Origin of the sequence: Rouxiella sp. Mn2063 (genome assembly GCF_049319665.1) — a bacterium.
In the GTDB taxonomy this organism is placed as follows: Bacteria; Pseudomonadota; Gammaproteobacteria; order Enterobacterales; family Enterobacteriaceae; genus JBMOUD01.
The window spans coordinates 1-14657 of record NZ_JBMOUD010000007.1 but is presented as its reverse complement, the minus strand read 5'-3'; the positions used below and the strand labels follow the sequence as shown (position 1 = coordinate 14657).

Annotated in this window: 11 protein-coding genes; 3 read left to right on the top strand and 8 right to left on the bottom strand. The window is 50.1% G+C overall.

Annotation, left to right across the window (positions count from 1 at the left end; translation table 11 throughout):
- Positions 1 to 2: 2 nt before the first annotated feature.
- The 3 genes from phnG to ACL9RG_RS12020 all read right to left on the bottom strand — a co-directional run bounded on the left by phnG (position 3) and on the right by ACL9RG_RS12020 (position 2611).
- Entirely contained in the window at positions 3 to 446 is a 444-nt protein-coding gene (phnG, locus tag ACL9RG_RS12030; protein WP_422792856.1) for a phosphonate C-P lyase system protein PhnG, read from the bottom strand.
- A gap of 2 nt (positions 447 to 448) precedes the next feature.
- Positions 449 to 1174 (bottom strand): phosphonate metabolism transcriptional regulator PhnF, encoded by a 726-nt coding sequence (gene phnF / locus ACL9RG_RS12025; protein ID WP_422793022.1) that lies wholly within the window; start codon positions 1172 to 1174, stop codon positions 449 to 451.
- Between the two features lie 342 nt (positions 1175 to 1516).
- Positions 1517 to 2611, bottom strand: a complete 1095-nt coding sequence (locus ACL9RG_RS12020; protein ID WP_422793021.1) for an adenosylhomocysteinase — start codon at positions 2609 to 2611, stop codon at positions 1517 to 1519.
- Between the two features lie 679 nt (positions 2612 to 3290).
- Between ACL9RG_RS12020 and ACL9RG_RS12015 the strand changes: the two genes are divergently transcribed.
- Positions 3291 to 3578, top strand: coding sequence for a type II toxin-antitoxin system RelB/DinJ family antitoxin (locus ACL9RG_RS12015; RefSeq protein ID WP_422792854.1), 288 nt, complete (start codon positions 3291 to 3293; stop codon positions 3576 to 3578).
- An 8-nt stretch (positions 3579 to 3586) separates the two neighbouring features.
- On the top strand, positions 3587 to 3862 hold the full coding sequence (locus ACL9RG_RS12010) for a type II toxin-antitoxin system RelE/ParE family toxin (protein ID WP_422792853.1): 276 nt from the start codon (positions 3587 to 3589) through the stop codon (positions 3860 to 3862).
- 6 nt (positions 3863 to 3868) lie between these two features.
- On the opposite strand, the gene nrdG is transcribed toward ACL9RG_RS12010, so the two are convergent.
- From nrdG to treR, 5 genes are all read right to left on the bottom strand, one after another.
- Positions 3869 to 4333, bottom strand: coding sequence for an anaerobic ribonucleoside-triphosphate reductase-activating protein (gene nrdG, locus ACL9RG_RS12005; RefSeq protein ID WP_422792852.1), 465 nt, complete (start codon positions 4331 to 4333; stop codon positions 3869 to 3871).
- A gap of 4 nt (positions 4334 to 4337) precedes the next feature.
- Positions 4338 to 6473, bottom strand: a complete 2136-nt coding sequence (gene nrdD / locus ACL9RG_RS12000) for an anaerobic ribonucleoside-triphosphate reductase (RefSeq protein ID WP_422793020.1) — start codon at positions 6471 to 6473, stop codon at positions 4338 to 4340.
- A 321-nt stretch (positions 6474 to 6794) separates the two neighbouring features.
- The gene (treC, locus tag ACL9RG_RS11995; protein WP_422792851.1) at positions 6795 to 8432 is read right to left on the bottom strand and encodes an alpha,alpha-phosphotrehalase; all 1638 of its coding nucleotides are present in this window, start codon (positions 8430 to 8432) and stop codon (positions 6795 to 6797) included.
- A 48-nt stretch (positions 8433 to 8480) separates the two neighbouring features.
- Positions 8481 to 9896: a PTS trehalose transporter subunit IIBC gene (treB, locus tag ACL9RG_RS11990; protein ID WP_422792850.1), complete on the bottom strand. Its 1416-nt coding sequence runs from the start codon at positions 9894 to 9896 to the stop codon at positions 8481 to 8483.
- Positions 9897 to 10037: 141 nt separating this feature from the next.
- The gene (treR, locus tag ACL9RG_RS11985) at positions 10038 to 10988 is read right to left on the bottom strand and encodes a trehalose operon repressor TreR (RefSeq protein ID WP_422792849.1); all 951 of its coding nucleotides are present in this window, start codon (positions 10986 to 10988) and stop codon (positions 10038 to 10040) included.
- Between the two features lie 436 nt (positions 10989 to 11424).
- Here treR and mgtA point away from each other — a divergent pair, with 436 nt between their 5' ends.
- The gene (gene mgtA / locus ACL9RG_RS11980; RefSeq protein WP_422793019.1) at positions 11425 to 14142 is read left to right on the top strand and encodes a magnesium-translocating P-type ATPase; all 2718 of its coding nucleotides are present in this window, start codon (positions 11425 to 11427) and stop codon (positions 14140 to 14142) included.
- Positions 14143 to 14657 lie beyond the last annotated feature (515 nt).

The window sequence follows — 14657 nt, the reverse complement described above, 5'->3', positions numbered from 1 at the left end:
GCTTATTCTCCTCTAACCAAGGTGAAGAAATCGACGCGGCTAGAGGCAATCTGGCGGGCGCGTTCTTCGCGGCGAGCCTGCTGCTGTGCCGCCAGCGGTGCGATCACTTTGCTATTTAAAAGCTCGTCCATACCTTGCACTTGCAGCAGGGCATCGATGATGGCGCAGAGCTCGGCGTGAGCTTTATCTCTGCCAGCAACGTAGCTGTAGCCATAAACGCCAGAGTCGAGTTGCACCACGGCGCGTGTCACGGTCATATCGCCCATAACAAAGCGTTTGCCGGTGCCGCCCATTCGTCCTTGCAGTTGAGTCAGGCCAGTTTCCGGGGCGCGCAGGCGTTGAAACTGTGGGTTAAGATTGAGCGGCTGCCAATACGCCAGCAGCTCCGTTGGTTGACTGTGTGCAAGCACAGACATCCAACGTTGGCGGGGTTGTAGATGGTCCATACTTAATGCTCCATAGTCAGTTCGATCATGTCGGCACGGGTCAGGCTGACGGAGTATTCCGCCACGCTGTCCGAGCCTTCACAGATATTCAAAGTGCGAACGCAAAGCAGCGGTGCCTGAGGAACGATTTCGAGTAACTTGCTCTCTTTCACCAGTGCGCGGCGGGCGTTAATACGAGTAGTGCGGCGGCTCAGATTTTGATTCATCTCTTTGCGGATAAACTCGTGCAATGAACCGTTATTGAAATGCTGTAATGCGGGCCACCAGCCTAGGTCCGGCAAATAGTGGTCAATCACGCAAACCGGAGTGTCATTAACCCGGCGTAAAGTACGCAGATGAATCACCGTATCCCCTTCCTGCAAACCCAGCGCGCTGGCGACGTGGTCGGGTGCCGGGCGTAGCACCGCCAGGAGTTTTTCGCTGGTGGGGTGGCTGCCTTGTTCCAGTAGATTCTGACTAAAGCGGGCTTGGGAATGCAGTGGGTAATCGTAAGGACGCATCAGCACCAGAATGCCGATGCCGTGGCGGCGTTGCAGCCAGCCTCGTTCAACCAACTCATCGACTGCACGACGTAACGTATGGCGATTAACCTGAAAACGTTCTGCTAGTTGTTGCTCTGGCGGTAAATAATCACCGCAGCGATAGATATTACGTAGATCAAGTTCCAGTTCGGCAGCAATTTGCTGATAGCGCGTGGGGAAACTGGTCGGATGTCTAGATAAGTTCATCATAATAAAAACTCCGCGTAGTCTGGGCCAATGCTCAAGGACGATGCGCACATGGTTTTTGATGTTTGAATACTTACCGAAGAGCTGTGGTGCTGTAAGCGAAACAGGGCGTACATAGTGTCAACCTCAATTCGGTGTTGAGGTGTATGTTGCCGGGCAATGATGACAGCGGGGTGAATGCGCGGTTGCAGAATGATGAAGTCTGTGTGATAGCGCCTAATCAAAGGGCGGAATAATGGTTTATTGCTGTGCGTCCAATGGGAATGTTCTGCCTCAGAAACCAGTGTAAAAGGTCTGAGGCAGATAAAAGCCAGATGGGAAGGATGTGGGGGAAACAGTCAGTTATAACGCGTTTTCCCAGACGCTTTTCGGCAGCAAATACACCGCGTTATCTGCCCGTTGGCCGTCGGTAACAATATGTTTGATACCGCTGGCCATGACGGCGAGCGTAACGTCGAAAGCGTTTAGGCTATCGCCGAAACCTGCGGTCAGGTTTAGCATCGATCCGTTTGCCATCAAATAGAGCGTTTTACCTGGCAACTGATAGGCATTGATAAAGGGCATCACTTCTTCGTTCGGATATTGTTGCAGATATTCGCAGTCGATCTCCTGAGCAACGTGGCCTACGTTAAGGACAAAGACGCCGTCTTTGGCTTTATCCAGTACGGCTGCGCTAACTACTCTCGTTGCTCCGGTCGCTGTCGCAACGACATCGCTGGTGGCAATAGCATCATCAATATCCACGATGTGCCAGCCATCATAGGCAGCCTGCAGACGACGTGCAGGATCAAGCTCTGCGACCATTACCTGTCCACCGTAAGCTTTCGCCGCAGCGGCAACGCCTTGGCCTACCAGTCCGTAGCCAATCACCAATACGCGCTTTTCATGTAAGGTCAGATGCGTCGTTTGGAAGAAGGTCTGCCAGGCGGTTAATCCGACCATATGGCGGTTATGCAGGCCTTCTTTAACCGGCAGATCATCCCAGTTAAAAATAGGGTAGCCCGGACGCAGGTCTGCCAGACGGTTCACGCCAGAACCGGTGGCTTCCAGACAGGCTACAACATCGCCGAATTCGCCGCGCTGATGCAGCAATGTCGTAATATCTGCGCCCATTTCACATAAATGGGTTGGTCGCCAGGCAATAGCTTTTTCCCATGAATCACGCCAGTCTGTATCGCTCATATTGCGCCAGGCGCAGGCCTCAGCCCCGGCGGCGACCAGATAAGCCACCACATCATCTTGCACCGTTGTTGGGTTGCAGGTAGTCAGAAAAATCTTGGCGTTCTTTTTAAGTAAACCTTCTACCAACGGGATCATTTTCAAATCGAGATGCATATTGCAGGCGAGGCGAACATGGCGTAAGTCCGGCAGCATCTGGACTTGTTTGAGTGTCCTGACCATATGGCGACATGACCATTCAATCTCTTTCTTAAACATCTCGTTAGGCGAGTTCACAGTATTTCCTTATTGATTATTTTAAATTTTTACAGAGAGAAGGGCGAATTGCATGGCGTCGAGAATAGCAAAATGGCCTGGGGTTGTTAACTTGAGGGAAGTGAAGTTTGCGCGGCATCTCGCAGCGTTGTGATGATGGACTGGTCATGAATAACATTTGCGATAACGATAGGGGCGTTATTTGGATAGCCAGACATCTTTAAGTATCAACATTGTTGATACTTAAAGGCGGTAGATACTATGGTTGCCTCAATGCAGATATGTATGAGGTGAGTGCTATGCCGCAAGTTATCGTGAAATAGCCGGAAACCCGCCAAGCGTGGTGTTATCCGATCGGCTTAAAAGTCTGGACTGGCGACATAGAAACGCACTGAAGAAAGGGCAAGTATCGGCAGCAGAACTTGCTGAGGTGCGCAGTAAAGCCAAAGTGCTGATGGGTTGTTAGATTGATTTTTACAAGGAGGAAGTATGTCAATTAAGGGAAATGCAACCATGAACAAGGCGCACAATCTGGCGGCAGATATTAGCCAAGCCAAGGGGAATCGCGGCCATTTATCAATACCATGGTGAGAGTATATTCATCTTCGGCATAGTTGCCTCGCTGTCATCACATTTGTGCTAACATAACTTGTCTGTAAATTAACCAATCTACGAGGGCGCAATGGAAAGTCGTATCCAATTTCGCATCGATAATGAAACGAAACAGCTAGCGCAAAAGGCGGCACAAAGCAAAGGGATGACCCTCAGCGAAGCTTGCCGCAATTTAGCCGAGCAGCTTGCTGAAGAACAGAGAGAAGCTGAGTCTCATGATGCATGGTTAAAGAACAAGGTTGATGCTGCATTTGCTCAACTTGATTGTGGGGAGAGTTACTATTTGCAGGAACCACAAGCTGAACAGCTCATGGAATCTTTTAAGGACAATATCCGAGCCAAGCTGGCGAAAAAATAGAGGCAATTATGCGGGTTGAATGGGCAGAGTCTGCCTTACAAGACCGACAGCGGATTTTTGAATTTCTTTATCCTATTAACCCACGAGCTGCGGAACAAGCTGATATAGAATTGATGAAATCTATTAAGTTATTAACCAGCAACCCCCACTTGGGGAAAGCTTGGTATGGCAGGATGAGGAAATTATTAGTGAGCCGGGCGTCTTTATTGATTGTTTACTTCATTGAGCAGGAGGCGCTGAAAATACTTGCTGTTGCTCACCAAAAAGAACGTTTCCCTAATTAATTCCCCTCACCGCAACCTATGCACCACCTGATTACTGCTACCGCGCCAGATCAATGACGGATCGTGCAGCTCTTGCACAAACTTACCATCGACTAAGACATTGATCAGCGCGATCGCTTGTTGCTGATCTGCCGATAACTCTTCAAATCTATAGCCACTCCATAGCCAGACATCTTTTCCCGGACATTCATCGCGCACGCGCTGCAATAATTGGACGATCGCCACCAGATTTTGTGGATGCAACGGATCGCCGCCGGATAGCGACAATCCTTGCCGCGGGATCAAGATATCCTGCAGATCGCGAATAATGCGATCTTCTAGCGCCTGAGTAAAAGGCTGGCCAGAATCGAGCCGCCAGGTACTTTGGTTATAGCAGCCGCGGCATTGGTGGACGCAACCGGAAACAAACAAAGTACAGCGCGTTCCCGGCCCGTTAACCACATCAATCGGATAGTATTGATGATAATTCAAAGCATTACCCTAACTGGCCGTTGTTTAAGTGTTTCACTCGTCGTTTCACTTCTTCTTGTTTACCGGCATTAAACGGGCGGGCATCCGGGCTGCCGAGATAGCCACAGACGCGGCGGGTGACCGACACCCGAGCTGAATCATGATTGCCACATTTTGGGCAGGTGAAACCTTTGCTGGTACAGCTAAATTCGCCGGTAAAGCCACAGTCGTAACATTCATCGATAGGCGTATTGGTTCCGTAGTAAGGCACGCGCTGATAGCTATAATCCCAAACATCTTCTAAGGCTTTCAGGTTGTGCTGTAAGTTCGGGTATTCGCCATAACAGATAAAGCCGCCGTTGCTGATGGCTGGATAGGGCGCTTCAAAGTCCAGTTTTTGATAGGGATCGACTTTCTTCTCAACGTCTAAATGGAAGCTGTTGGTGTAATAACCTTTATCGGTTACCCCGGCTACCAAGCCGAACTCTGCGGCATCTAATTGGCAGAAACGATCGCATAGATTCTCGCTTGGAGTGCTGTACAGGCTAAATCCGTAGCCGGTTTCTTCTTTCCAGCTCTCTACCGCGGCTTTTAGTTTGGCGACGATCGCCTGTGCTTTTTCTTGCAGTATCGATTGATCGAAGAGATGGGTGTCATTGCCAAACAGTGCATTAATGGTTTCATGTACGCCGATATAACCCAAAGAAATTGACGCACGGCCATGTTTGAAAATCTCTGAGATATCATCGTCGGCTTTTAGCCGCACGCCGCAGGCCCCTTCCATATATAAAATGGGTGCAACCCGGGCTTTTACTCCTTCCAGACGGGCAATCCGCGTCATTAAGGCTTTCCTGGCTAGCAAGAGACGCCGATCGAGTAACGCCCAAAACACAGCTTCATCATGTTTGGCTTCCAGCGCAATACGCGGCAGGTTCAAGCTGATCACGCCAATATTATTACGGCCTTCGTGGATCTGTTGGCCGTTTTCTTCATACACACCGAGGAAGCTGCGGCAACCCATTGGCGTCTTAAAGGAGCCGGTGACCTTCACCACTTGATCATAATTGAGGATATCGGGATACATACGTTTACTGGCGCACTCAACGGCGAGTTGTTTGATATCGTAGTTGACATCCCCGGGGCGATGATTCACACCGTCGCGGATGGCAAAGACCAACTTAGGGAATACCGCCGTTTTACGGTTTTTACCCAGCCCGGCGATGCGATTGCCTAGAATGGATTGTTGAATTAAGCGCGATTCCCAACTGGTGCCCAATCCAAAACCAAAGGTGACAAATGGCGTTTGGCCGTTAGCGGTATGCAGCGTATTCACCTCATATTCCAATGATTGAAAGGCGTCATAACACTCTTTTTCTGTGCGCTCGCGAGCAAATGCTTGAGTATCATTGATGCGCCACTGTTCGGCGACCGCCAGATGTTTATTAAAACTTTGCGTTACATAAGGGGCCAAAACTTCATCAATACGGTTAATCGTGGTGCCGCCATAAATATGGCTGGCGACCTGAGCAATAATTTGTGCAGTGACCGCGGTGGCAGTAGAGATCGATTTAGGGCTGTCGATCTCAGCGTTGCCCATTTTAAACCCTCGAGTCAGCATGCCGCGCAAGTCGATCAACATGCAGTTAAACATTGGAAAGAAGGGGGAGTAATCGAGATCGTGATAGTGGATCTCACCACGCTGGTGAGCGAGGACTACATCGCGAGGTAAAATATGCTGGGTGGCGTAATGTTTAGAGACGATCCCGGCAAGCAGGTCACGCTGGGTTGGGATCACCTTGCTATCTTTATTGGCATTTTCATTGAGCAGCGACATATTGCTTTGTTCGACCAGCCCGCGGATCGCCTGATTCAACTGTCCACGCCGTTCACGTCCTACGTCTCTGTCATGACGATATTCAATATATAACCGAGCGAGTTGTTTGTATGGCCCTGACATCAACTGATTTTCTACCGCATCCTGAATCTCATGAATATCAACCTGTTGACGCTGTTGTAATCCGAGGCTGACTGCCTGCGCGACCTGTTGACAATAATCACCACAATCTATCCCCGCTGCTGCTGCGGCATGCTGTACCGCCTGCTTGATGCGCCTTTGATCAAAAGGCACCCGGCAGCCATCGCGTTTGACCACTATTGGCAGGGCTTGATGAGCACCGTTGGGCTGAAAAAGGTCGGCAGCTAGGTTCAAAATTTTTCTCCTTGAGCGAGCACGCTGATGAGGACTATTGATTAGTTGCATCAGCGTACATTGCAATGAAATACCATATATATGAATTGATGTTGAATATACGCACTATATATAGATATTTCTCGCTGCTTAATGTCTATTTGATTGACCTAAGACAAGGAAAATACAGTATGTGGATTTTGGAAGGTACGTCGAAAAAGAGGAGTAAAAAAATCAGGGAAGGAAGTAAAAAAAGAGCGGCAATATAGCCGCTCATTGAGAGTAATAGTCGGCCTATACGAGCCAGTAAACGGCTTCAAAAGGACGTAAATTACCGTGGTTTGGCGCATCCTCGTAGTTACCGAGCAACCATTCACCGGCAGGAGATGTGAGTGGAACCTGTTGCGATTCTGCACTGAGATTACACCATACCACCAATTTTTGACCTTGCCAGCTGCGCTGATAACACCACAAATGCGGATGTTCAGGCAGTTGATCCTGATAATCGCCTTGAGTCAGTATCGGTAGACTTTTACGAAGCTGGATCAGTTGCTGATAGGTATAAAATACCGAATCTTGATCCGCCAGCGCCTGTTCGGCGTTAATCTGCAGGTAATTCTCGGCCGGGCTAATCCAGGCGGTACCTTCAGTAAACCCAGCGTTTGGCGAGGCATCCCATTGCATTGGTGTACGGCCATTATCGCGGGATTTAGTGGCTAAAATGGCCAGCAACTGCTGCTGGTCCTGGCCTGCCTCTGCGAGTTCGGCAAACATATTCAGACTTTCAACGTCACGATATTGCTCGATACGTTGATAGCCAGGGTTAGTCATGCCAATCTCTTCGCCCTGATAAATATAAGGTGTGCCCTGCATTCCATGTAGCACCATCGCCAACATCTTGGCGGCCACAACGCGTAGCGGCCCTTCATCACCAAAGCGTGAAACAATGCGCGGCTGATCGTGATTACACCAGAACAGTGCGTTCCAGGCGTGACCGTGCATCCCTTGTTGCCACTGGTTGAAAATGCTTTTCAGCTCGACAAAATCCGGCTTCGCCAACGCCCATTTCTGGCCTTGAGGGTAATCGACCTTCAGATGGTGGAAATTGAAGGTCATCGATAGTTCGCCGCCATCTAGAGCCGCATAGCGCTGACAGTGCTCGAGCTTAGTCGAAGACATCTCGCCGACGGTCATCAAGCCTTTTGGCTGGAATACATCGCGGCTCATCTCCTGCAAAAACTCATGAATGCGCGGGCCATCGGTATAGAAACGGCGGCCATCGCCGCTATCATCAGACGGGAAATCCTGCTCTTTCGAGACCAGATTTATCACATCCAGACGTAAGCCATCCACACCAAGGTCAGCCCAAAACTCACAAACCTGCTTTAAGGCCTGGCGCACCGGCGGGTGCTCCCAGTTGAGGTCCGCCTGTTCTGGGGCAAACAGATGCAAAAAATACTGACCGCTTTCGGCATGCCATTGCCAGGCGTTCCCACCAAATTTAGATCGCCAGTTATTCGGTAATCCTTCAGCGCTGGCATCACGCCAGATATAGAAATCTCGATACGGGCTAGCGCTATCCTGTGCCTGTTTAAACCACGGATGTTCGGTCGAAGTATGGTTAAACACCATGTCCATCACCAGACGAATACCGCGCTGATGCGCGGCGGCGATCAGTGCCTTAAAATCGTCCATTGTGCCGTAACTTGGATCGATACCGCAGTAATCTGCAACATCATAACCATTATCTACCTGCGGAGAAGGATACATCGGAGTGATCCACAGCGCGTCCACCCCTAAGGTTTGCAGGTAGTCCAGACGACGGATAATCCCGTTAATGTCGCCCGTTCCGCTGCCAGTGCTGTCCTGAAAACTCTTCGGATAAATTTGGTAGATAACGCCGTTTTGCCACCATGGCACAGGAGTATTCATTGCCAGACTCGCCTTATTTTAAAATAACAGTACAAAGTAGTTCGAAAATTAAACCGCCAGCTCGCCGCGACGGAACTTACGTTGATAGACCAGAATGGTCAGCACGACCGGCACTACGGTTGCTACCAGCATCGCGATGGAGAAGACCACCCAGAACTGCGGTTTGATGGACAGAATGCCCGGTAAGCCGCCGACACCAATGCCGTTAGCGGTCACGCCATACAGACCACAGATCAGTGCAGCGAGGCATGAACCAATCATTGCGCACAGCATTGGGAAGCGATATTTCAGGTTGATACCGTACATCGCAGGCTCTGTTACACCCAGGAAGGCGGAAATGGTTGCCGGTACGGAAATCTCGCGCTCATTGTGTTTGCGGCTAATGATCACAATACCCAGCACGGCAGCGGCCTGAGCGATATTAGATAATGCAATCAGCGGCCAGACTGGTGTGCCACCGGTGCTTTGCACCATCTGCATATCGATAGCTAATGTGGTCTGATGGATACCGGTTATCACCAGCGGGGCGTAGAAGAAACCAAACAGCGCTGCACCAATTGGGGCGAAGCTGCCGGTCATGACGCTTTTCACTACCCAGGCAACGCCATTGCCGATACTGCGGCCAAACGGACCAATCAGTGTGTGCGCAAGGAAGACCGCCAGAATCAACGACACAACCGGCACAATCACCAGATAGAGATAGTTAGGCACGATTTTTTTCATGCCATTTTCAATAAATACCAGCGCCATCCCGGCCAGAACCGATGGGATCACCTGCGCCTGATAGCCGACTTTCTGAATGGTAAACCAACCAAAATGCCAGACATCTGGTGTTTGTTGTCCAAGCTGATAAGCATTCATCAACTGTGGTGAGACCAGCGTAATCCCTAATACGATACCGAGGATCTCGGTGCCGCCCATTTTCTTCACCGTAGACCAACACACGGCAACCGGCAGGAACATAAAGATGGCTTCGCCCAGCAGCCATAAGAAGTCATAGAGGGTTTTCCACGTCTCGCTTGATTGGGCCAGCGTTTTGCCATCGCCGAAGGGAATATCGCCGATAACATTACGGAAACCGAGGATCAAGCCGCCGCTGATAAGTGCTGGCAGCAGTGGGAAGAAGATCTCGGCAAAGTGTGAGATCCCACGCTCAAACCAGCTCATGTTTTGGCGCGCGGCCACTTTGGCTTCATCTTTGGTCGTGCCTTCACGGCCCATCGTTGCCGTTAGCGCCTTATAGTAATCATCGACCTCAGGGCCAATCACTACCTGGAACTGACCGGCATTGGTAAAGCAGCCTTTAACCATCGGCAAGGCTTCAATCGCTTTAGGATCGGCACTGGCCGGGTCTTGTAGCACGAAGCGCAGGCGAGTGATGCAATGGGTAACAGTAGCAATATTATCGCGACCACCGATTAGCTCAATTAAGCGGTCTATATTTTGTTGTTTGACTTTGCTCATTCTGGTGTTTTTCTCGTAGTGGTGTAGGCAGAGAATTTACGTTTAGGACAAGTAATGCATGCAGCATATCCTGTCTTCTGGATTTAGATCCGGGAACGTTCCCAATTTTGAAAGCAAGATCACAAAATTTAGAAAAATAGGTTAATCGGCCAGCTTGCTAGGAATAATGATTTGCTGTGGCGCTGCACTTCTTAATACCTGTTCTAACAGCAGGCGTGCGGCGGCATTCCCGGCTTGTTCGTAGCCTAAATCAATAGAAAAACTTTTTGGGAACAGAAACTTAAGTAATGGGTTGTTCCCTATGCCGACAACGCGCACATTGCTGGCTTGCTGCTCTTGCAGATATTTAGTGACGCCGAGTGCAATAGTATCCGAGGCGCAGACAATCGCATCGGTCTGTGGGCTTAGCACTTGCGAGGCCAAACGAAAACCGCTGTGGTAGCTAAGTTCACCCAAGGCAATGGCCGGTGTCAGGTTATGTTGCTGGCAAAAATCGAGGTAGGACTGGCTACGTAATTTACCCGTCGTGGCATCTTTGGCATCAACGCCAACATAGCTGATATGCCGCTGGCCCTTTTCATAAAGCTTGTTCAGTAACAGGCTAACGGCGCCAGCATCGTCATAACATACGGAAGATAAGCCCGGATACTCTCGTGCCATTACCACCATTTTATCTTGCCATGGCATCAACTGCTCGACGTCCAACTCGGTAAAACCAAACAACACAATGCCATCGACGCTACGCTGATGCAGCACTTTGAGATGTTCACCTACGCGCTGACTGCTGAACTGGCTTTCCATCACGATAGGGTCGTAACCCTGCTCATAAAACAGCGGCAGCATGGCACGTAAGGCCTGATTCTCAGAAGGGGAGTCAAGACGACTGATAATAATTGCCACTACTTTATCACTCTGACCTCGCATCGCTCGAGCCGATTTGGACGGGCTAAACGAATGCTGATTAATCACTTCCAACACGCGTTCTCGTGTGTTGTCACTGACGTGTCCTTCATTATTCAATACGCGGGAAACGGTTGATTTCCCGACGCCGCTCAAACGAGCAATATCCTTGATGGTCAGACGATTAGACATGGTTTAATTACTGTTCATGTTGAAAAGAGTATTATACACGCGCTGAAATAACCGCTGTGGCGTATTTCTTGCGGTTACCCTAAGGCTTTTTAATCCGAATAGATACGATTTAGTGATGTGGAGATGAAGGAATTTTGTACTCCGCATCGTTTCGCTTTATCTGAGAATCATAGCGGGTAAAAAAAATCTTTGTACACCGAGATTATTTATACAACTGCAATGTTTATCGCAGATAAATGGCCTACCGAAGAGAAAGTAATGGACCCCGACCCCAACACAACAATAAGTCCGATATGACCCGGTAAGCACCTGCCTTTTACGCCGCTGCTTGCCGATTACAGGTAAGCAGTAGCGACCTCTGGAGTTCGCGCTGTTTATATAATCCTTTTGCCATGCTCTTGGCTGTTTTGCCGTGGGCGCAACAAAGGTGCGCATCATTATGTTTAAAAATATCACTCAACGTTTGTTCAATGCTCTGAGCCGTAATTTACCGCGCCGTTTGGTGCATCGTTCTCCTATGCTGGAAAGCACTGGCAAAGGGCAGGCGGTGCAGGACGTACCCGCGTCTATCGCCGAACACAGCCAGGCTTGTGCTAAAGCACCGATTGAACAACTCTACTTGCAGTTTGGTTGCCATGATGAAGGCCTGACTGAGCAAGAAGCTGACGCGATTCGCGAGCGGGTTGGGGCTAACCAAACCGGCGATCAGCAGCCGATGTCTTGGTGGCAGCATCTGTGGATCTGTTATCGCAACCCGTTCAATTTATTGCTCACTTTGCTGGCACTCATCTCCTACGCGACCGAAGATATTACCGGTGCGCTGGTGATAAGCGCGATGGTGCTTATCTCAACCATTATGCGTTTCATTCAAGAAGCGCGTTCTAATAAGGCCGCTGATGCCCTTAAAGCAATGGTTAGCAATACGGCGACAGTATTGCGCAGCGATGCGCTGACCGGGCGTAGTGCGACGGTTGAAGTGCCGATTAATCAGCTGGTGCCGGGCGATCTGGTTAAGCTGTCTGCAGGTGATATGATCCCAGCTGACCTGCGTATTTTATCGGCCAAAGATCTGTTTATCAGCCAAGCGGCGCTGACCGGCGAATCTCTGCCGGTGGAAAAGCAAGCTAACAGCCGTATGCCAGCCGATTGCCATCCTTTAGAGCAAGATACGCTGTGCTTTATGGGGACCAACGTGGTCAGCGGTACCGCAATGGCGATGGTAATAGCGACCGGTGCGCAAACTTGGTTTGGTCAACTGGCCGAGCGCGTCACGCAAACTGACCAGCAGCCGAACGCATTCCAGGCAGGTATTACTAAAGTAAGCTGGTTGCTGATCCGTTTCATGATGGTGATGACGCCGATAGTCTTGCTGATTAACGGTTATACCAAAGGCGATTGGTGGGAAGCTGCGCTGTTTGCGCTCTCCGTTGCCGTTGGCCTGACGCCAGAAATGCTGCCGATGATTGTGACCTCGACGCTGGCCAAAGGGGCGGTCAAACTGTCGCGTCAAAAAGTGATCGTGAAACGATTGGATGCTATCCAAAACTTTGGCGCGATGGATATTCTGTGCACCGATAAAACCGGTACCCTGACACAAGATAAGATTGTATTGGAGCGCCACACCGATGTGCTGGGTGCGAGCAGCGACAGCGTATTGCATCTGGCTTGGCTAAACAGTTACTACCAAACTGGCCTGAAAAATCTGCTGGATGTGGCGGTATTGGAAAGCACCGATTGTACGCAAACGCAGGAAGAGCTGAAGAAAACCCAAAAAGTCGATGAAATTCCTTTCGACTTTGACCGCCGCCGCATGTCAGTTGTGGTGTCTGAATCTCAGGAACATCATCGTCTGATCTGTAAAGGTGCGCTGGAAGAGATGCTGTCGATTTGTACTCTGGTGCAAATCAATGACGAAACCGTACCAATGAGCGAGCAGATGCTGGTGCGCATTCGCCGCATTACTGATGACCTCAACCAGCAAGGCCTGCGCGTGGTTGCCGTGGCGCATAAAGTTATGCCCGCACGTACAGAAGGTTACGCGGTAGCGGATGAATCTAGTCTGATTTTGGCCGGTTATATCGCCTTCCTCGATCCACCAAAAGAGAGTACTGCTCCTGCATTAAAAGCGCTGCAAAGCAAAGGTGTGGTCGTTAAAATCCTGACCGGTGATAACCCGCTGGTGGCGCGTAAAGTCTGTAAAGACGTGGGATTAACCGTCGATAATATGCTGATTGGCAGCGATATCGAAACTATGGGCGATGCTGAGCTTGCCGAAGTCGCGCAGAACACCACAGTATTTGCCAAGTTAGCGCCGCTGCACAAAGAACGTATTGTCCGTGTGCTGCGTGAACGTGGCCACGTTGTCGGCTTTATGGGCGATGGTATCAACGATGCTCCGGCATTGCGCGCTGCTGATATCGGAATTTCGGTCGATTCTGCAGTCGATATTGCCAAAGAAGCGGCGGATATCATCCTGTTGGAAAAGAGCCTGATGGTACTGGAACAGGGCGTAACCGAAGGCCGCCGTACTTTCGCCAATATGCTCAAATACATCAAAATGACCGCCAGCTCCAACTTCGGTAACGTATTTAGCGTATTGATCGCCAGTGCCTTCTTACCGTTCTTGCCGATGCTGCCATTGCATTTGCTGGTACAGAACCTGATTTACGATGTGTCACAAGTCGCTATTCCGTTTGATAACGTCGATGAAGAGCAACTGTCAAAACCACAAAACTGGAACGCGGGAGATATCGGCCGCTTTATGGTGTTCTTCGGGCCAATCAGTTCGGTGTTCGACGTGCTGACCTTTAGCTTGATGTGGTGGGTATTCAAGGCCGATACAGTGCACGCGCAGACCTTGTTCCAGTCTGGCTGGTTCATTGAAGGCCTGCTGTCACAAACGCTGATTGTGCATATGATTCGTACCCGCAAAGTGCCATTTATCCAAAGCCGCGCCGCTTGGCCGCTGTGTGTGATGACGCTGGCTGTGGTCGTTACAGGCATTGCCTTAGTCTACTCGCCAATTGCCAGCTTCCTGCAATTGCAGGCATTGCCGCTGAGCTATTTCCCATGGTTGGTCGTCATTCTGGCCGCGTACATGGTGCTGACTCAGGCAGTGAAAGGCATCTTTGTGCGTCGTTATGGATGGCAGTAGGGGAATCCAGACCGGGATTTTGGCGGTTTCTTTAAGCCAGAAGGGCTTGGAGATTAAAGCAATCACCGTGCTTTAAGGTGGTTTTGTAAAACCGGAATGGTGAATATTTCGGTTTTCGAAGCGCGGTGCCCAATGCGGCTCCGCAGACGAAACCGACCGAAGGGTTCAAGGCGGAACCCTTCGGCATCCCGCGCCTTTTCATGGTGTTATATCGTATTCCAATTAGGCTGTGTTTCAGGCACCGCAGCGACAGGCGCAAATTTCATGGCTTCGCCATCCCTTCCTCGGGCTCGAGCCTGCTGCGCCGTCTCTCCACCACTCGTCAGTGAAATTTTGAGTGCGCCACCAACCTTGTTACGTCAAAAACTAATCTGCCTTTGCCTTTGCCTTTGCCTTTGCCTTTGCCTTTGCCTTTTTTCTTTTGATTTAAAAGCCGCTAAGCGCACTCAAAATGCCACCGGTGGAGTGGTGAAAGACAATGGATTTATCGTTGGCTTGAACCCGGAGGCGGGGAG